The 18,773-nt window shown below is 59.5% G+C and carries 14 protein-coding genes, 1 tRNA gene and 3 rRNA genes; 12 read left to right on the top strand and 6 right to left on the bottom strand.

The window, feature by feature from the left end; translation table 11 throughout:
• Positions 1–293: 293 nt before the first annotated feature.
• From H9L41_RS22275 to rrf, 4 genes are all read left to right on the top strand, one after another.
• A 16S ribosomal RNA gene (locus tag H9L41_RS22275) occupies positions 294–1,825 on the top strand.
• Between the two features lie 70 nt (positions 1,826–1,895).
• Positions 1,896–1,972, top strand: a tRNA-Ile gene (locus H9L41_RS22270).
• Between the two features lie 414 nt (positions 1,973–2,386).
• Positions 2,387–5,266, top strand: a 23S ribosomal RNA gene (locus H9L41_RS22265).
• A 145-nt stretch (positions 5,267–5,411) separates the two neighbouring features.
• Positions 5,412–5,525, top strand: a 5S ribosomal RNA gene (gene rrf, locus H9L41_RS22260).
• The 16S, 23S and 5S rRNA genes sit together here with 1 tRNA gene alongside, the layout of an rRNA operon.
• Positions 5,526–5,885: 360 nt before the next feature.
• On the opposite strand, the gene H9L41_RS22255 is transcribed toward rrf, so the two are convergent.
• From H9L41_RS22255 to H9L41_RS22245, 3 genes are all read right to left on the bottom strand, one after another.
• Complete coding sequence (locus tag H9L41_RS22255; RefSeq protein ID WP_084300572.1) at positions 5,886–6,152, bottom strand: LexA family protein; 267 nt, start codon at positions 6,150–6,152, stop codon at positions 5,886–5,888.
• 125 nt (positions 6,153–6,277) lie between these two features.
• On the bottom strand, positions 6,278–6,895 hold the full coding sequence (locus H9L41_RS25905) for a penicillin-binding transpeptidase domain-containing protein (RefSeq protein ID WP_187523598.1): 618 nt from the start codon (positions 6,893–6,895) through the stop codon (positions 6,278–6,280).
• Positions 6,892–8,589 carry a penicillin-binding protein 1A gene (locus H9L41_RS22245; RefSeq protein WP_187523597.1) on the bottom strand — a complete coding sequence of 566 codons (1,698 nt, stop codon included), beginning with the start codon at positions 8,587–8,589 and terminating at the stop codon, positions 6,892–6,894. The genes H9L41_RS25905 and H9L41_RS22245 overlap by 4 nt, the downstream gene beginning before the upstream one ends.
• A 144-nt stretch (positions 8,590–8,733) precedes the next feature.
• Here H9L41_RS22245 and H9L41_RS22240 point away from each other — a divergent pair, with 144 nt between their 5' ends.
• The 8 genes from H9L41_RS22240 (at position 8,734) to H9L41_RS22205 (ending at position 15,887) form a co-directional block, all read left to right on the top strand.
• Positions 8,734–9,804, top strand: coding sequence for a pilus assembly protein PilM (locus H9L41_RS22240; RefSeq protein WP_084300567.1), 1,071 nt, complete (start codon positions 8,734–8,736; stop codon positions 9,802–9,804).
• Positions 9,801–10,394, top strand: coding sequence for a PilN domain-containing protein (locus H9L41_RS22235; RefSeq protein WP_028447820.1), 594 nt, complete (start codon positions 9,801–9,803; stop codon positions 10,392–10,394). Before H9L41_RS22240 ends, H9L41_RS22235 begins: the two co-directional genes overlap by 4 nt.
• Positions 10,395–10,396: 2 nt before the next feature.
• Complete coding sequence (locus H9L41_RS22230; protein WP_245589262.1) at positions 10,397–11,056, top strand: type IV pilus inner membrane component PilO; 660 nt, start codon at positions 10,397–10,399, stop codon at positions 11,054–11,056.
• A gap of 14 nt (positions 11,057–11,070) precedes the next feature.
• Positions 11,071–11,592, top strand: coding sequence for a pilus assembly protein PilP (locus H9L41_RS22225; RefSeq protein WP_028447818.1), 522 nt, complete (start codon positions 11,071–11,073; stop codon positions 11,590–11,592).
• Positions 11,593–11,690: 98 nt separating this feature from the next.
• Positions 11,691–13,646, top strand: a complete 1,956-nt coding sequence (locus H9L41_RS22220) for a type IV pilus secretin PilQ (protein WP_211236929.1) — start codon at positions 11,691–11,693, stop codon at positions 13,644–13,646.
• An 18-nt stretch (positions 13,647–13,664) separates the two neighbouring features.
• Positions 13,665–14,210, top strand: coding sequence for a shikimate kinase AroK (gene aroK, locus H9L41_RS25900; RefSeq protein ID WP_034607972.1), 546 nt, complete (start codon positions 13,665–13,667; stop codon positions 14,208–14,210).
• Positions 14,191–15,258: a 3-dehydroquinate synthase gene (gene aroB / locus H9L41_RS22210; protein WP_028447815.1), complete on the top strand. Its 1,068-nt coding sequence runs from the start codon at positions 14,191–14,193 to the stop codon at positions 15,256–15,258. Before aroK ends, aroB begins: the two co-directional genes overlap by 20 nt.
• Before the next feature lie 11 nt (positions 15,259–15,269).
• A complete protein-coding gene (locus tag H9L41_RS22205) occupies positions 15,270–15,887 on the top strand; it encodes a sugar transferase (RefSeq protein ID WP_245589257.1) in 618 nt (205 codons plus the stop codon).
• A gap of 10 nt (positions 15,888–15,897) precedes the next feature.
• Here H9L41_RS22205 and H9L41_RS22200 read toward each other — a convergent pair whose 3' ends face one another.
• From H9L41_RS22200 to rfbB, 3 genes are read right to left on the bottom strand one after another with little or no spacing between them, the layout of a single operon-like run.
• Positions 15,898–16,815, bottom strand: a complete 918-nt coding sequence (locus H9L41_RS22200; protein ID WP_028447814.1) for a glycosyltransferase family 2 protein — start codon at positions 16,813–16,815, stop codon at positions 15,898–15,900.
• A 3-nt stretch (positions 16,816–16,818) separates the two neighbouring features.
• Positions 16,819–17,700, bottom strand: a complete 882-nt coding sequence (rfbA, locus tag H9L41_RS22195) for a glucose-1-phosphate thymidylyltransferase RfbA (protein WP_028447813.1) — start codon at positions 17,698–17,700, stop codon at positions 16,819–16,821.
• Positions 17,697–18,767 carry a dTDP-glucose 4,6-dehydratase gene (gene rfbB / locus H9L41_RS22190; protein WP_028447812.1) on the bottom strand — a complete coding sequence of 357 codons (1,071 nt, stop codon included), beginning with the start codon at positions 18,765–18,767 and terminating at the stop codon, positions 17,697–17,699. Before rfbB ends, rfbA begins: the two co-directional genes overlap by 4 nt.
• Positions 18,768–18,773 lie beyond the last annotated feature (6 nt).

Raw genomic sequence — 18,773 nt, 5'->3', positions numbered from 1 at the left:
GAATCAATGATTTAGTGGGTTTTGACGCGAATCTTTCAAAAATCTTCGCGAGAGGTGTTGACGGGTGTGGCGGCGATCCGTATAGTTCGCATCTCTGCTGCTGACGCAGACGAAAACGAAGCGAAAACGAACGAGTCTAGCCGAGTTTGAGTGCGAAAGCAAACGCTCTTTAACAAGATACAACCGATAAGCGTAGGCGCTTGGCGAAGGATGCCAAGGCTTACGTTGAATTGAAATCGTTTCGACGGTTTTGATTTTGCAATACGCCAAATGAAGCAATTTAAACAGAGATTGAACTCAAGAGTTTGATCCTGGCTCAGATTGAACGCTGGCGGCATGCTTTACACATGCAAGTCGAACGGACTTGGGGGCTTGCTCCCAGGTTAGTGGCGAACGGGTGAGTAATGCATCGGAACGTACCGTGTAGTGGGGGATAACGTAGCGAAAGTTACGCTAATACCGCATGAGATCTACGGATGAAAGCAGGGGATCGCAAGACCTTGCGCTATATGAGCGGCCGATGTCGGATTAGCTAGTTGGTGGGGTAAAGGCTCACCAAGGCGACGATCCGTAGCGGGTCTGAGAGGATGATCCGCCACACTGGGACTGAGACACGGCCCAGACTCCTACGGGAGGCAGCAGTGGGGAATTTTGGACAATGGGCGCAAGCCTGATCCAGCCATGCCGCGTGAGTGAAGAAGGCCTTCGGGTTGTAAAGCTCTTTTGTCCGGGAGCAAATCTGCGTGGTTAATACCCATGCAACTGAGAGTACCGGAAGAATAAGCACCGGCTAACTACGTGCCAGCAGCCGCGGTAATACGTAGGGTGCGAGCGTTAATCGGAATTACTGGGCGTAAAGCGTGCGCAGGTGGTTACGTAAGCTTGATGTGAAATCCCCGGGCTTAACCTGGGAACTGCATTGAGGACTGCGTGGCTAGAGTGCGTCAGAGGGGGGTGGAATTCCACGTGTAGCAGTGAAATGCGTAGAGATGTGGAGGAACACCGATGGCGAAGGCAGCCCCTGGGATAGCACTGACACTCATGCACGAAAGCGTGGGGAGCAAACAGGATTAGATACCCTGGTAGTCCACGCCCTAAACGATGTCTACTAGTTGTTGGGGTAGCAATACCTTAGTAACGCAGCTAACGCGTGAAGTAGACCGCCTGGGGAGTACGGTCGCAAGATTAAAACTCAAAGGAATTGACGGGGGCCCGCACAAGCGGTGGATGATGTGGATTAATTCGATGCAACGCGAAAAACCTTACCTACCCTTGACATGCCAGGAATGCCGAAGAGATTTGGCGGTGCCCGAAAGGGAACCTGGACACAGGTGCTGCATGGCTGTCGTCAGCTCGTGTCGTGAGATGTTGGGTTAAGTCCCGCAACGAGCGCAACCCTTGTCCTTAGTTGCTACCATTCAGTTGAGCACTTTAAGGAGACTGCCGGTGACAAACCGGAGGAAGGTGGGGATGACGTCAAGTCCTCATGGCCCTTATGGGTAGGGCTTCACACGTCATACAATGGTCGGTACAGAGGGTTGCCAAGCCGCGAGGTGGAGCCAATCCCAGAAAGCCGATCGTAGTCCGGATTGCAGTCTGCAACTCGACTGCATGAAGTCGGAATCGCTAGTAATCGCAGATCAGCATGCTGCGGTGAATACGTTCCCGGGCCTTGTACACACCGCCCGTCACACCATGGGAGTGGGTTCTACCAGAAGTAGCTAGGCTAACCTTAGGGAGGCCGGTTACCACGGTAGGATTCATGACTGGGGTGAAGTCGTAACAAGGTAGCCGTAGGGGAACCTGCGGCTGGATCACCTCCTTTCTAGAGAAAATGGCGCTGTAGCCAAGTGTCTACACTTATCGGTTGTAGTAGTTAGAGAAGTACGGGAGCTGGGTCAGTAGCTCAGTCGGTTAGAGCACCGTCTTGATAAGGCGGGGGTCATAGGTTCGATTCCTATCTGACCCACCAGTAACTCGATTGGGGCATAGCTCAGCTGGGAGAGCACCTGCTTTGCAAGCAGGGGGTCGTCGGTTCGATCCCGTCTGCCTCCACCACATCGTTGCCGGGCTGGAAAGCGGAACGGGAGGATGTGGACAGGAACGAGAGTCCAGACAAGAGAATATTGAGCGTTGCGACGAGAGTCGCATGGCGGAGTATTTTATTGTTTGGCTTCTTGGCCGAATGGACGAAAGTCTGTACTTGATCTTTAAAAAAATGGAAGAAGTAACCAATGTAGTTCAATGACGAACTGGGCGATGAAAGTTGCCTGGGGAGTTGTAAAGGACTGCAATGGGTTGATTGTATCGACAGCTGGATCGTTCGAAAGAATGGATCTGGCATCGCAAACACCTGTAATCGATGCTTAGGCATTTTAGGTTATAGGGTCAAGCGAATAAGTGCATCTGGTGGATGCCTTGGCGATCACAGGCGATGAAGGACGCGCAAGCCTGCGAAAAGGCTCGGGGAGCTGGCAATGAAGCTTTGATCCGGGCATGTCCGAATGGGGAAACCCACCCGCAAGGGTATCCATACCTGAATCCATAGGGTATGAGAGGCGAACGCAGTGAACTGAAACATCTAAGTAGCTGCAGGAAAAGAAATCAACCGAGATTCCCCCAGTAGTGGCGAGCGAAAGGGGAAGAGCCTGTACGTGATAGTCGAACGCTTAACAGAACGGAATGGAAAGTCCGGCCATAGTGGGTGATAGCCCCGTATGTGAAAAGCGATCGGTGGTACTGAGCGTACGAGAAGTAGGGCGGGACACGTGAAATCCTGTCTGAAGATGGGGGGACCATCCTCCAAGGCTAAATACTCGTGATCGACCGATAGTGAACCAGTACCGTGAGGGAAAGGCGAAAAGAACCGCGGGAGCGGAGTGAAATAGAACCTGAAACCGGATGCATACAAACAGTGGGAGCCTCGTAAGGGGTGACTGCGTACCTTTTGTATAATGGGTCAGCGACTTACATTCAGTAGCGAGCTTAACCGAGTAGGGGAGGCGTAGCGAAAGCGAGTCCGAATAGGGCGTTCAGTTGCTGGGTGTAGACCCGAAACCAGATGATCTATCCATGGCCAGGTTGAAGGTGGGGTAACACCCACTGGAGGACCGAACCCACTAGTGTTGCAAAACTAGGGGATGAGCTGTGGATAGGGGTGAAAGGCTAAACAAATCTGGAAATAGCTGGTTCTCCTCGAAAACTATTTAGGTAGTGCCTCACGTATCACTTCCGGGGGTAAAGCACTGTTATGGCTAGGGGTCATCGCGACTTACCAAACCATGGCAAACTCTGAATACCGGAAAGTGCGAGCGTGGGAGACAGACATCGGGTGCTAACGTCCGGTGTCGAAAGGGAAACAACCCAGACCCTCAGCTAAGGTCCCAAATGCATAGTTAAGTGGAAAACGAGGTGGGAAGGCATAGACAGCCAGGATGTTGGCTTAGAAGCAGCCATCATTTAAAGAAAGCGTAATAGCTCACTGGTCGAGTCGTCCTGCGCGGAAGATGTAACGGGGCTCAAACTATGAACCGAAGCTAGGGATATGCCGTAAGGCATATGGTAGAGGAGCGTTCCGTAGGCCTGCGAAGGTGGATTGTGAAGTCTGCTGGAGGTATCGGAAGTGCGAATGCTGACATGAGTAGCGATAAACAGGGTGAAAGTCCCTGTCGCCGAAAACCCAAGGTTTCCTGCGCAACGTTCATCGGCGCAGGGTGAGTCGGCCCCTAAGGCGAGGCAGAAATGCGTAGTCGATGGGAAACGGGTTAATATTCCCGTACCAATCTGTAATGCGATGTGGGGACGGAGAAAGCTAGGCCAGCCGGGTGTTGGAAGTCCCGGTTTAAGCGTGTAGGCGTGTCTCGTAGGCAAATCCGCGAGACTAAGCTGAGGCGTGATGACGAGTCTGCTTGCAGACGAAGTGGTTGATGCTCTGCTTCCAGGAAAAGCCGCTAAGCTTCAGTTACAGATTGACCGTACCGCAAACCGACACAGGTGGGTAGGATGAGAATTCTAAGGCGCTTGAGAGAACTCGGGTGAAGGAACTCGGCAAATTGACACCGTAACTTCGGGAGAAGGTGTGCCCCGGTAGGTTGTAGCCTGTACAGGCGAAGGCCGATGGGGTTGCAGTGAAAAGGTGGCTGCGACTGTTTATTAAAAACACAGCACTCTGCTAACACGAAAGTGGACGTATAGGGTGTGACGCCTGCCCGGTGCTGGAAGGTTAAGTGATGGGGTGCAAGCTCTTGATCGAAGCCCCAGTAAACGGCGGCCGTAACTATAACGGTCCTAAGGTAGCGAAATTCCTTGTCGGGTAAGTTCCGACCCGCACGAATGGCGTAACGATGGCCACACTGTCTCCACCCGAGACTCAGCGAAGTTGAAATGTTTGTGAAGATGCAATCTCCCCGCTGCTAGACGGAAAGACCCCGTGCACCTTTACTGTAGCTTTGCATTGGACTTTGAACAGACTTGTGTAGGATAGCTGGGAGGCTTTGAAGCGGGGACGCTAGTTCTCGTGGAGCCGACGTTGAAATACCAGCCTGGTGTGTTTGAGGTTCTAACCTAGGTCCGTCATCCGGATCGGGGACCGTGCATGGTAGGCAGTTTGACTGGGGCGGTCTCCTCCCAAAGTGTAACGGAGGAGCTCGAAGGTATCCTAGGTACGGTCGGAAATCGTACTGATAGTGCAATGGCATAAGGATGCTTGACTGCGAGACTGACAAGTCGAGCAGGTGCGAAAGCAGGACATAGTGATCCGGTGGTTCTGTATGGAAGGGCCATCGCTCAACGGATAAAAGGTACGCCGGGGATAACAGGCTGATTCCTCCCAAGAGTTCACATCGACGGGGGAGTTTGGCACCTCGATGTCGGCTCATCACATCCTGGGGCTGTAGCCGGTCCCAAGGGTATGGCTGTTCGCCATTTAAAGTGGTACGTGAGCTGGGTTTAAAACGTCGTGAGACAGTTTGGTCCCTATCTGCAGTGGGCGTTGGAAGTTTGAAGGGGGCTGCTCCTAGTACGAGAGGACCGGAGTGGACGAACCTCTGGTGTACCGGTTATGACGCCAGTCGTATCGCCGGGTAGCTAAGTTCGGAAGAGATAAGCGCTGAAAGCATCTAAGCGCGAAACTTGCCTTAAGATGAGACTTCCCTGGGGACTTGATCCCCTGAAGGGTCGTTCGAGACCAGGACGTTGATAGGTCGGGTGTGGAAGCGCAGTAATGCGTTAAGCTAACCGATACTAATTGCCCGTGAGGCTTGATCCTATAACCCAAGATGCCTGAGAGGGCAGGGTTTGCGAGGTCGAGTCGGTCAACCTAAAGAGTTACTTCTTCCATGTGAGGCTGGTGAGATACCGGCCGAACGAATATGAGTGCTGATCAGAGAGTTGATCGGGCTCCCAAGTTAATGCTTGGCGACCATAGCACGTTGGACCCACGCCTTCCCATCTCGAACAGGACCGTGAAACGACGTCGCGCCGATGATAGTGCGGTATACCCGTGTGAAAGTAGGTCATCGCCAGGCTCCCTCTAGAACGCCCCGAACTGATGTTCGGGGCGTTTTGCTTTGTAGCTTTGCGGCTCGGATTGGCTTGATTGATGCGCACTGAGTATCCGGATTGAGCGCTGCTTCGGATTGGCTGGGGCGCAAGTCGCAATGAAGCGCAGCAGGTAATGCTTCAGGATGGTCTCGAGTGCTGTGATTTGATGAGCCAGCCCTCACCCCAAGCTTATCCGGCGCTCTGTGCAAAGGGACGAATCCCTGCGCTTCAATAGATCGAAGCTTCAATAGATCGAATTACACCTGCAATAAGAAAGCCCCGCACGGTTCGTGCGGGGCTTGATCGTTTCTACGAGCTGGAATGCGGGACGACCGGACTAAGCCTCAGTGCCGGTATTTACGCACCAGCCCCACCATCACCCCGAAGATCTCGAGCGCGCCGCGGGGGCGGATGACCGGGTAGGCCGGGTTGGCCGGCTGCAGCACGAACTGGCCGGCTTCGCGCGCCAGCGTCTTGAGGGTGAATTCGTCGTCGACGATCGCGACCACGATGTCGCCGACGTTGGCGGCTGCACGGCGTTCGACCACGGCCAGGTCGCCCGGATGGATGCCGGCGTCGATCATCGAATCGCCCTTGATCGGGATCAGCATGGTCTCCAAGGGCGGTTGGCAATTGGTTGCTCATCGCTCGATGGTCTATTGGAGGCCAAGAAAATAGGGCCATCGAAATATCGATGGCCCTGCCTTACCTGCTTTAAAAGCTGTAATTCAGAAGCTTAGAACAGCAAATCCTTCACACTTTCATCGATGGGCTGATTGGCCGCGCCTGCACCATTGTCCAGCGCGAGCTCAGGATTGGTGTCCGGGAATTCGGCGTAGAAATATTCCGCTCTTGGACCTCGGCTGGTCTCGATGGTCTGGCTGATGACACCATCGGGCACCGCGTACTGCTTGTTCGGCACGCCTTTCAGTGCTGTCGCCATATAGTTGATCCAGATCGGCAGTGCAGCGTTGCCGCCGGTTTCGGCGCCGCCCAGCGATCGCGGCTGATCGAACCCGAGCCAGACGACTGAAACCAGCGAAGGCTGGAAGCCTGCAAACCAGGCATCGTGCGTATCGTTGGTCGTGCCGGTCTTGCCGGCGAGATCGGTGCGATTGAGTACATTGGCCTTGGCGGCCGTTCCGTAACGGGTCACGTCCTGCATCATGCTGGTCATGATGAAGGCGTTGCGCGCATCTAGCGTCCGCGGCGCGTTCTCCCCGGCAACTTCAGGCTGGGTGCGGGCCAGTACCTTGCCCTGATCGTTCTCGATCCGGTCGATCAGATAGGAGCGCACTCGATAGCCGGTATTGGCGAAGACCGAATAGCCCTCGGCCAGTTGTAGCGGAGTCACGCTGCCCGCCCCAGTGCCATGGTCAGATAGGGCGGGTGGTTCTTCGCCTCGAAGCCGAACTTGCTGATATAGGCCTGCGCGTATGCAGGGGTGATCGCCTGCAGGATGCGGATCGAGACGAGGTTCTTCGACTTGGTCAGCGCATCGCGCATCGACATCATGCCGGCGAACTTGCCGTCGAAGTTCTTCGGCTCCCAGCGCTGCCCGCCGATGGTGGCCGGGTCGATGACCAGCGGGGCATCGTTGATCTGGGTGGCCGGGGTGAAGCCTCGCTCGATCCCGGCGGAGTAGATGAAGGGTTTGAAGCTGGAGCCCGGTTGGCGCCAGGCCTGGGTGACCCGATTGAAGTGGTTGCGGCCGAAATCGAAGCCGCCGACCAAGGCGCGGATTGCGCCGTCGCGTGGATCGAGCGACACGAAGGCGGCTTCAACCTGGGGCAGTTGGGCAATCTGCCAGCCGTCGTCGGTATTGCGGATCCGGATCACCGAGCCGCTGCGCAGCCGCTGCGCGGGCGGCAACTTGTCACTCAGCGCACGGGCGGCGAAGGCCAGCGCCTTACCCTTGATTTCCACCATGCCGGCATCCTTCGCGTACACGGTGAGGGCCTGTGGGCTAGCGCTCAACACCAGCGCCGGCGGCAGGGCGTCGATCGAACCGAATTCGCCGAGCAGTTCATCGTAGGCGGCGCGGGCGCCTTCGCCCTTGACTGCGGGCACCTCGCGGTAAGCCTCCGGGCCTCGATAGCCATGACGCCGGTCATAGTCGATCACACCCTTGCGCGCGGCGTCGTAGGCGGCGCTCTGATGGGCGGCGAGCACGGTGGTGAAGACCTTCAGTCCCTGGGAGTAGGCGTTCTCCCCGTATTTCTCGAAGATGGCCTGGCGGGCCATTTCGGCGACGTACTCGGCATGCACCGAGAAGGCATCGGTCGACCCGTACGTGCGCAATTGCTCTGTGGTGGCCTGCTTGTACTGAGCATCATTGATGAATTGAAGCTCGTGCATGCGCCGGAGCACATATTGTTGGCGCAAGCGTGCGCGCGACGGATTGACGATGGGATTGAAGCTCGATGGCGCCTTGGGCAGGCCGGCCAGCATCGCCATCTCGGCAGGGCTCAGCTGATCCAGCGATTTGCCGTAATACACCCGGGCGGCGGAAGCGAATCCATAAGCGCGCTGGCCCAGATAAATCTGGTTGAAATAAAGCTCGAGGATCTGATCCTTGGTCAGATTGTGCTCGATCTTAAAGGCGAGCATGGCTTCGTTGAATTTGCGGGTGAAGGTCTTCTCGCTGGACAGGAAGAAATTGCGCGCGACCTGCATGGTGATCGTGCTCGCGCCGGACTGCGTATGGCCGGACGCCAGATTGGACAGCGCCGCCCGCACCACGCCGATGTAGTCGACGCCGCCGTGCTGGTAGAAGCGCTCATCCTCGGCGGCCAGGATGGCCTGCTTCATCAGCGTCGGTACTTTGCCAATTGGCACGAACGCCCTGCGCTCCTCGCCGAATTCACCGATTTGCACGCCATCGGCGGTATAGATCCGCAGCGGGATTTTGGGCCGATAGTCGGTCAGCGTCTCCAGCGAGGGCAGCTTCGGGTAGGTGACGGCGATGAGAATCGAGATTGCGGCGACGACCAGGATCAACAGCGTGAGCATGGTCCACAGAGTAAGCAGAAGCAGTCTTCGGGGCATGTGCGGGCTTTCGGGCACCTAGGGAGAGGGGGATTTTAGAATAAATGCATAAACCAGCTTTACACCCGTAGGATGGGCTGCTAGCATCTAACGGACGTATCAGACAAATCCTCGCTTGTTAAAATCCCTAAAAGGAAATTCAAGTTGAATCTAGATTTCCTAAAGCCGAAATCCCCTCCGCTTATTGGTGTCGACATCAGCACATCAGCGGTCAAAATGGTTGAATTGTCGGAAGCCGGTAAGCATTTGACGATTGAACGCTATGTGATCGAGCCTTTGCCCAAAGACGCCGTGGCAGATGGCAACATGGCGAATCTAGACGCGGTTGGTGAGGCCGTCAAGCGTGCTTGGCGAGTGCTCGGAACCCGCGTCAAGAACGTTGCATTGGCCTTGCCGGCCGCTGCTGTAATCACCAAAAAGATCACGGTTCCCGCCGGGCAATCGGAAACCGAACTCGAGTTGCAAGTCGAGACCGAAGCGAATCAGTACATCCCCTTTTCGCTCGATGAAGTGAATCTGGATTTCCAGGTTCTCGGACCGTCCATGGCGACGGCGGACGAAGTCGAGGTATTAATTGCGGCTTCGCGCAAGGAAAAGGTCGAAGACCGGGTCGCCGCCGTGGAGGCCGCCGGCCTCAAGGCGCTGGTGATGGACGTCGAGTCCTTCGCCACCCAGGCTGCCTACGAATTGATCGCGAAGCAGCTGCCCGATGCCGGTGCGGGCCAGACGGTGGCCGTCATCGATATCGGTGCGGCGCTGATGCATATCAATGTCCTGCGCGATGGGCAGCAGATCTATTCACGCGAGCAGGCTTTCGGCGGCAACCAGCTGACGCAGGATATCCAGCGCAAATTCAATCTGTCCTCGGAAGAAGCCGAGGCTGCAAAGCGTAATGGCGGCCTGCCCGACAATTACGAACCGGAAGTATTGCAGCCCTTCATGGATTCCCTGGCGATCGAAATCTCCAGAGCGCTGCAATTCTTCTTCACTTCGACTCAATACAATTCGGTTGACCATATCCTGCTCGCGGGCGGGTGCAGCGTCATTCCCGGCTTGGACGAGGTCGTGGCGAGCCGTACGCAAGTGAGCACGATGATTGCGAATCCCTTCTTGAACATGACCCAGGCGAGCCGGGTCAAGACGAGGCAGCTGCTGCTGGACGCGCCATCGCTGCTGATTGCCTGTGGTCTGGCGATGCGGAGGTTTGATTCATGATTCGCATTAACCTACTGCCGCATCGGGAGCAGAAACGCAAGGCGCGGTTGCAGCGCTTCATCGTCGTTTCGCTGCTGGCCTGCGGTATCGGCGTGGCGATCGTGGTGGCGGCCTACCTGGCGCTGACCGCCCAGATCGCGATGCAGGACGAGCGCAATGCTTTCCTCGACGGGGAAAATGCCAAGCTCGACAAGCAGATCGCCGAAATCGAGACGCTCAAGAAGGAACGGCAGCTGCTGCTGGATCGGAAGAAGGTCGTCGAACGGCTGCAGTCGAGCCGTGCCGAGACGGTCCAGATCCTGGACCAGCTGGTGCGGCAGATGCCCGAGGGGATCTACCTCAAGGACGTCAAGCAGACCGGTGATCTGCTTACGCTGACCGGTTATGCGCAATCGAGCGCGCGCGTGTCGACGCTGATGCGCAGCCTCAACGATTCCGCCGTGTTCGAGCAGCCGAACCTGATCGAAATCAAGGCTTCCCTCGTGAATGCCCAGCGTCTGAACGAGTTCAACCTGAACGTCAAGATCACGCGCGAAGTGGAAGGCTCGGCCGATTCGCAGAGCGCAGCTGGCCAGAAGAAAGGCAATTGATCATGGCCATGACACTAGATGAACTGCGCCGGCTGGATCCGAAGGACATCGCGAACTGGCCCGGACCTGCGCAACTGATCTTTCTTGCGATCCTGATCGTGGCGATCGTGGTGCTCGGTTATTTCGGCGTCCTGGCCGGCCAGAGCGAAGTGCTCGACCAAGGCCGTGCGCGCGAGGAAGAGCTCAAGCAGGCGTTCCTGGACAAGAAGGTCAAGGCGGTCAACCTGGATGCCTATCGGCAGCAGCTCGCCGAAATCCAGGAATCGTTCGGCGCGCTGCTCAAGCAGCTGCCGAGCAAGGCCGAGATGGAAACGCTGATCACCGAGATCAACCAGGCCGGCGTCGGCCGGGGGCTGCAATTCGAACTGTTCCGCCCGACACCCACCGAGGTGAGGACGACCGAATTCGCCGAGCGTCCGATCGATATCAAGCTGACCGGTAGCTACCATGACCTGGCGGCGTTCGCCAGCGACGTGGCCCAGTTGTCGCGGATCGTCACGATCGACGAGATCCAGCTGACGGCCCCGGCACCTACCCAGGTGAAGGAAGCGGCAGCCGGCGCCCTGACCCTGCAGGCAGTCGCGAAGACTTATCGGGCGCTGGATGCGGAGGAAGCCATCGCAGTGCGTAAGGCCGAGGCCGACGCCAAGAAGAAAAAGTAAGCTGAGGTATGTCAATGAAAAAGTCTCTACTTGCTTCCTCGCTGGTTTTTTTCTTGTTCGGATGTGCCGGTCGTGAATTCGATGACCTCAAATCCTGGATGGAAGAGTCGACTCGCGGGATGAAGGGCAAGGTCGAGCCCTTGCCGGAAGTGAAGCCCTATAAGCCTTATATCTATGAGGCTTTCGATTTGGTCGATCCATTCAATCGCAGCAAGATGGAGATCGCCAAGAAGGGCGGCGGCGGGCTTGCGCCGAATTTGAACCGGCCCAAAGAATCGCTCGAGGCATATGACCTGGAGAAATTGCGCATGGTCGGCACGCTGCAGCGCGGCAAGGAGATCAGCGCGCTGATCCAGGCGCCCGATGGCAATCTCTTCAGGGTGAAGATGGGAAGTTATATGGGCCAGAACTTTGGCATGATTACAGCGATCACCGAGTCCGAGATTACCCTGAAAGAGATCGTTGAGGACAGCAGCGGGGATTGGGTAGAGAAGACGAGCACATTGCTGCTTGATGAAACGGAGTCCAAGAAATGAGTGTGCGCCAGCTGCTTAATTCCGCAATTGTCATTGCTGTTGCTGCGCTGGCGATTGCGGCTCGTGCCGAAGACCTGAACGCGATCAATACGGTCGATGTGCGTACGGAGTCTGCCGATCGCCAGGAAATCACGCTCGTTCTGCAAAAGAAGGTCGACGTTCCGGCGAGCTTCGCAGTCAACACGCCGCCGCGTATCGCCTTCGACTTCGCCAATACGGTCAATTCGACCGGCAAGTCGACCATCCCGGTCGGCGGCGGCAATCTGAAGTCGGTTTCCATCGCCGAATCGGGCGGCCGTTCGCGCCTGGTGCTCGGCCTGGTCAAGCCGGCAAGCTATGAAGTGCGTGCCAACGGCAACAAGCTGGTGATCTCGCTGGCCAGCAGCGCCGGGACGGACGCCGGCGTGAAGTCGAGCCAGTTCTCGGTATCGCAGAACGTCGCCAAGGAATCGCTACGCGACGTCGATTTCCGCCGTGGACCACGTGGCGAAGGCCGGGTGCTGATCGACCTGTCGAACCCGAACATCGGTATCGACATCAAGCAGCAGGGCAAGGGCCTGGTGCTCGAGTTCGCCAAGACCGGCCTGCCGCGCCAGCTCGAGCGCCGGATGGACGTGTCGGACTTCGGTACGCCGGTACAGCTGGTCGATACCTACACCCAGGGCGAGTCCACCAAGATGGTGATCGAACCCAAGGGCGTCTGGGAATATTCGGCCTACCAGACCGAAGGCCGCTTCATCGTCGAAATCCGTACCGTGGACGAGCAGGCCAAGCGCCTGGCCCAGCTCGACAAGCCGACCTACAAGGGCGAGAAGCTGTCGCTGAACTTCCAGAACGTCGAAGTCCGCACCGTGCTGCAGGTGATCGCCGAATTCACCGGCAAGAACATCATCACCAGCGACACCGTGAGCGGCAACCTGACCCTGCGCCTGAAGGACGTGCCCTGGGACCAGGCGCTCGACCTGATCCTGCAGAGCAAGGGTCTGGACAAGCGCGAGAACGGCAACGTGCTGTGGGTCGCCCCGCGTGAAGAGATCGCCTCGCGCGAGAAGCTGGCCCTGGAAGCCAAGGCACAGATCGCCGACATCGAGCCGCTGCGTACCGAGTCCTTCCAGCTCAACTACCTGAAGGCCGAAGACCTGCGCGCGATGCTGATGAACGACAAGCAGCCGTTCCTGAGCAAGCGCGGCAGCGCGATCGTCGAAAGCCGCAATAACGTGCTGATCGTCAACGACGTGCCGGCCAAGCTCGACGAGATCCGCGCGCTGCTGCTGCGTGCAGATATCGCGGCGCGGCAGGTGATGATCGAAGCACGGATCGTGATCGCGAAGGACGACTTCAGCCGTACGCTCGGTGCCCGCCTCGGCATCCGCGGCGACCGCACCGCCGGCAACAACACGCGCGTCGGCATCGGCTCCGGCACCAACGATTCGCTCGATGTGCTGAACAATGGCGTCAGTGCGGCGACCACCACCAACGTGAACCTGCCGGCCGCCGGTATCAACAGCGTCTCGCCCGCCTCGATCGGCGTGACGCTGCTGAACAACAGCGTCGGTGCACTGCTGAGCCTCGAGCTGCAGGCGCTCGAAGCGGAAGGCAACGGCCGTACGATCTCGAGTCCGCGCGTCATCACCGGTGACCAACAGAAGGCCGTGATCCGTCAAGGTAGCCGCTTCTTCATCAACCGCTCGACCACCGATGGCCTGGTCAGCGAAGAGAAGGAGGCCGTGCTGATGCTCGAGGTGACGCCGCGCATCACGCCGGACCGCAAGGTGTTCATGGAGCTCAAGATCAGCAAGGATGCGCTGCAGCCCGGCCAGGTGATCGACACCCGTTCGATCCAGACCAACGTGCTGGTCGGCAACGGCGAAACGGCCGTGCTGGGCGGGATCTACGAGCTCACCGAAAGCGATACGGTGACCAAGGTGCCGCTGCTCGGCGACGTGCCGGTACTCGGTAGCCTGTTCAAGACCAAGGCCCGCGCCAATAACAAGTCCGAGCTGCTGATCTTCATCACGCCGCGGATCCTGGACGAGAGCTTGTCCCTGCGCTGAGAAACATATTTCGCTACAATGCCCGGCATGAATTTGCCGGGCAGTTTTTTTTTAGTGGGCTTGATGGGAGCGGGGAAGACCACGATCGGTCGCGCCTTGGCGCGTTCCACCGGCAAGGCTTTCTACGATTCCGATCATGAGATCGAAGCCAGGACCGGGGTCCGTATTCCGGTGATCTTCGAGATCGAGGGCGAGCCGGGTTTCCGCGCGCGGGAGGTCGAGACGATCCGTGAGCTGACCTCGCACGAGAATATCGTGCTGGCGACCGGCGGTGGGGCGGTATTGAGTCCGGAAGTGCGTAGCGTGCTGTCGTCGCGCGGCTATGTGATCTACCTGCGGGCGCCGGTCGAGGAGCTCTACCAGCGCACCAAGAACGACAAGAACCGTCCGTTGCTGCAGCTGGCCGATCCGCGCGCCAAGCTGGAAGCACTCTATGCCGTGCGCGACCCGCTCTACCGAGAAGTGGCGGATATCGTGATCGACACCAGCCGGCAAAATGCCAATCATCTTGCCCAATCCATTCTTGCAGAGTTGATTCGCCGTCATGCCAGTAGTTCATGTTGATTTGGAGCGGGCGCCATACGATATCGTCATCGGCCGCCGCTTGATCGATGCCGGCGAATTGATCGCCAAGCATCTGCCGCAACCACGAATCGTCATCGTGACCAATCAGACGATTGCTCGAATCTGGTTGGCGCCATTGCAAAAGACTTTGCAGGATCAGGCGATCAAGGTTCAGGAAATCATTCTCCCGGATGGTGAGCAATATAAGAACTGGGAAGTCCTGAGCGGCATTCTGGATCAATTGTTCGAATTCAATTGCGAGCGCAAGACCACCTTGATCGCCCTCGGCGGCGGAGTGGTCGGCGACATCACCGGTTTCGCCGCATCCATCTATCAGCGCGGCATGCCCTTCATCCAGGTTCCGACCACCTTGCTGGCGCAGGTGGATTCTTCGGTCGGCGGCAAGACCGCGGTGAACCATGCGCGCGGCAAGAACATGATCGGCGCCTTCTACCAGCCGCAGCTGGTCGTCGCCGACCTGGCCACGCTCGATACGCTGCCGGCGCGCGAATATTCGGCCGGCCTTGCCGAAGTCATCAAATACGGCCTGATCGATAACCTGCCGTTCTTCGAATGGCTCGAGGCGAATATCGATGCATTGATCCGGCGCGACCCCGAAGCGCTCGCCTATGCCGTCGAGCAGTCGTGCGCGAGCAAGGCCAGGATCGTGGCGGCGGACGAGCGGGAGCAGGATAGCCGTGCCTTGCTGAATCTCGGCCATACATTCGGCCACGCCATCGAGGCGGGCCTCGGCTACGGTACCTGGCTGCACGGCGAGGCGGTCGCCGCCGGCATGATCGTGGCGGCGCGCGTTTCGCAGGTGCTGGGCAATCTGTCCGCCGGGGACGTCGGCCGTATCGAATCCCTGATCGAGCGCGCCGGCCTGCCGGTGCAGGCGCCGCAGCTGGGCTTCGAGCGCTGGATGGACCTGATGTCGCTCGACAAGAAGGTCGCCGATGGCCGCATCCGTTTCGTGCTGATGCGCCGCCTCGGCGAATCCTATCTCGGCTACCTGGGCGACGAGCAACTGCGCACGGTGCTGGCTTGATGGCGGTGGGTTTGCAGTCCTGGTCGTACCGGTTGAAGCGCGGTTTCGATTTCCTGGCGGCCTTGGCCCTGCTGGTCGTATTGGCGCCGCTGTTCGCGGCCTTCGGCTTGCTGCTGCGGCTGGAGGGCGGCACGGCCTTCTTTTCCCACCAGCGGGTCGGCCGCAACGGCCAGCCTTTCGCCTGCCATAAATTCCGCACCATGGTGCCCGACGCGGAGGCGCGACTGGCCCATGTGCTGGCCACCGATCCCGCCGCGCGCGAGGAATGGGCGCGCGATTTCAAGCTGAAGAACGACCCGCGTGTCACCGCGCTCGGCGAATTCCTGCGCCTGTCGAGCCTCGACGAGCTGCCGCAGCTGTGGAACGTGCTGGTCGGCCAGATGAGCCTGGTCGGCCCGCGGCCGGTGGTGCGGGCCGAGCTGGAGCGTTATGGCGACGCGGCGGCGCTGTATCTGCAGGTCCGACCGGGTTTGACCGGCTTGTGGCAGGTCAGCGGGCGCAACGACACCAGCTACGAGGAACGGGTCCGGCTCGATGCGGAGTACGTCCGCAGCTGGAGCTTCGCGCTCGATCTGCGCATCCTGTTCCGGACCGTCGGCGTCGTGATCAGCCGGCGCGGCGCCTATTGAAGCCCGCCGGCTAGCGGAGGGCGCGCCACCAGCGCGGGTGCATGCTGAGACGCGGGACGAGCCGTTTCGGTAGTCGTTGGTAGCGGCGCCCCAATGCATAGCCGGAGAACTTCGCTGCATTGTTGAGCAGGGCCTTGAGCCGCCAGGCCGAGCCATGCTCGGCCAGCGCCTGCCACTCGGATCGGATGAAGCGCAGGCCCTCGCCCTCGGCGCGGCCGAACGCATCGATCAGCCAGGCTTCGCGGCTGTGCAGCACGCCGGTATCGAAATAACGCCTGAATTCCTCGGTCGCACTGTAGTTGTGCGAATGGTGAACGGCAGCTTCGGCGACATAGGCGCTGGTCCAGCCGGCCTGCAGCAACTTCGCGCAACTGAGCATGTCCTCGCCGAGCAGGGTCTGGCTTGGAAAGCCGCCGATCGCGCGCAGCGCCGTCTGGCGCCAGGCGGCGAACGAGTTGGAGCAGAAGGCGGCCTTGATGCCGAGCGTGGGGATGTCCTGCGACCGGACCTGGCGCGACCGGCCGGGATAGTTGAATCGGCGCGCGTGGGCCGCGATCGGATTGGCGTCGTCGTGCGGCAGCTGCCGGCCCCAGGCTACGGCGACCTGACCGTCGGCAAAGCCGGCGGCCAGCTTGGAGAGCGTGTCCGGCGCGGCGGCGATGGCATCCTGCGTCATGCAGATGACGACGTCGCAGTCGGCGAGGCGGTCGAGCCCGAGCTGCCGCGTCGCGCCGTGATCGAACTGCTCGCGGTGGATTTCGACGATTTCGAAGCCGTGCGCCCGGGCGGCTTCGACGGTGCCGTCCTGCGAACCCGAGTCGATCAGCAGCAATCGATCGGGCCGCAGATCCTGCAGCGAGAGCGCGCGCAGCGCCGCATGCCAGCGCGGCCCCGCATTCAGGGTCGGAATCAGCAGGCCGATCCGCATCGATCAGTTGAACGGGCTGTCGTCGGCGAGCAGGCCCAGCAGGTACTTGCCGTAGCCGTTCTTGGCCATCGGCGCGGCCAGCTTCTGGAGTTGCGCAGCGTCGATATAGCCCTGCCGGTAGGCGACTTCCTCCGGGCTGGCGATCTTCTGGCCCTGCCGCTTTTCCAGCGTCTCGATGAACATCGAGGCTTCCAGCATCGATTCGTGGGTGCCGGTGTCGAGCCAGGCATAGCCGCGGCCCATGATCTCGACGTTGAGCGCATCCCACTCGAGATAGCGCGCGTTGACGTCGGTGATCTCGAGTTCGCCGCGCGCCGAGGGGCGGATCGACTTGGCGATCTCGACCACGCGCTGGTCATAGAAGTAGAGGCCGGTAATGGCGTAGCGTGACTTCGGCTGGACCGGCTTTTCCTCGAGGCTGATCGCGCGGCCGGTCTTGTCGAATTCGACCACGCCGTAGCGCTCCGGATCGGTCACCGCGTAAGCGAATACGGTGGCGCCGTTGTCGCGTGCGGCGGCGTTGAGCAGCAGGCGCTGGAAATCGTGGCCGTAATAGATGTTGTCGCCAAGCACCAGCGCGACGCGGTCGTCGCCGATAAACGATTCGCCGATCAGGAAGGCCTGGGCGAGCCCGTCCGGGCTCGGCTGGACGCGGTATTCGATCCGGATTCCCCATTGCGAGCCGTCGCCGAGCAGCTGTTCGAAGCGCGGCGTGTCCTGCGGCGTGGAGATGATCAGGATGTCGCGGATGCCGGCCAGCATCAGCGTGGTCAATGGGTAGTACACCATCGGCTTGTCGTAGACCGGCAGCAGTTGCTTGCTGACGGCCAGCGTGGCCGGGTAGAGGCGGGTGCCGGAGCCGCCGGCCAGGATGATGCCCTTCATGCGTTGCCCCGCTGCTGGTAGTTGGCGTCGATCCATTCGCGGTAGGCGCCGCTGGTCACGCGCCCCACCCAGTCCTGGTGCGCGAGATACCAGTCGATGGTCCGGGCGATGCCGGTGTCGAAGGTTTCGGCCGGCTTCCAGCCCAGCTCGCGTTCCACCTTGCGGGCGTCGATCGCATAGCGGCGGTCATGGCCCGGCCGGTCGGCGACATAGGTGATCTGGCTGGCGTAGGACAGGCCGTCTGCACGCGGGCGCCTGGCGTCGAGCAGCGCGCAGATGGTCTGCACGATCTCGATGTTCGGTTTCTCGTTCCAGCCGCCGATATTGTAGGTCTCGCCCAGCGTGCCGGCCTCGAGCACGCGGCGGATGGCCGCGCAGTGGTCGCCGACATAGAGCCAGTCGCGCACGTTGCGGCCGTCGCCGTAGATCGGCAGCGCCTTGCCGGCCAGCGCGTTGGTGATCACCAGCGGGATCAGCTTCTCGGGAAACTGGTAGGGACCGTAGTTGTTGGAGCAGTTGGTGGTCAGTACCGGCAGGCCATAGGTATGGTGCCAGGCGCGGACCAGGTGGTCCGAGGCGGCCTTGGAGGCCGAATACGGGCTGTTGGGCTCGTAGCGGTGCTGCTCGGTGAAGGCGTCGGCATCGGGCGCGAGCGAACCGTAGACCTCGTCGGTGGAGACGTGGAGGAAGCGGAACGCGGCGCGTTCGGCTTCCGGCAGCTGGCTCCAGTACGACCGCGTCGCTTCGAGCAGGCCGAAGGTGCCGAGCACGTTGGTCTGGATGAAGTCCGCCGGGCCGTGGATCGAGCGGTCGACGTGCGATTCGGCGGCGAAGTTGAGGACCGCGCGCGGGCGATGTTCGTTGAACAGCCGGTTCAGCAGCTCGACGTCGCCGATGTCGCCCCGGACGAAGACATGGCGGGGATCACCGGTCAGCGCGCTCAGACTGTCGCGATTGCCGGCGTAGGTGAGCTTGTCGAGGTTGACGATGGGCTCGTCGCTTTGGGCCAGCCAGTCGAGGACGAAGTTGGCGCCGATGAAGCCGGCACCACCGGTTACAAGTATCAAGGTCTA

Origin of the sequence: Chitinimonas koreensis (genome assembly GCF_014353015.1) — a bacterium.
Lineage (GTDB): Bacteria > Pseudomonadota > Gammaproteobacteria > Burkholderiales > Chitinimonadaceae > Chitinimonas > Chitinimonas koreensis.
The sequence above is the reverse complement of the archived record's forward strand: the minus strand, read 5'-3'. Positions and strand labels throughout refer to the sequence as shown.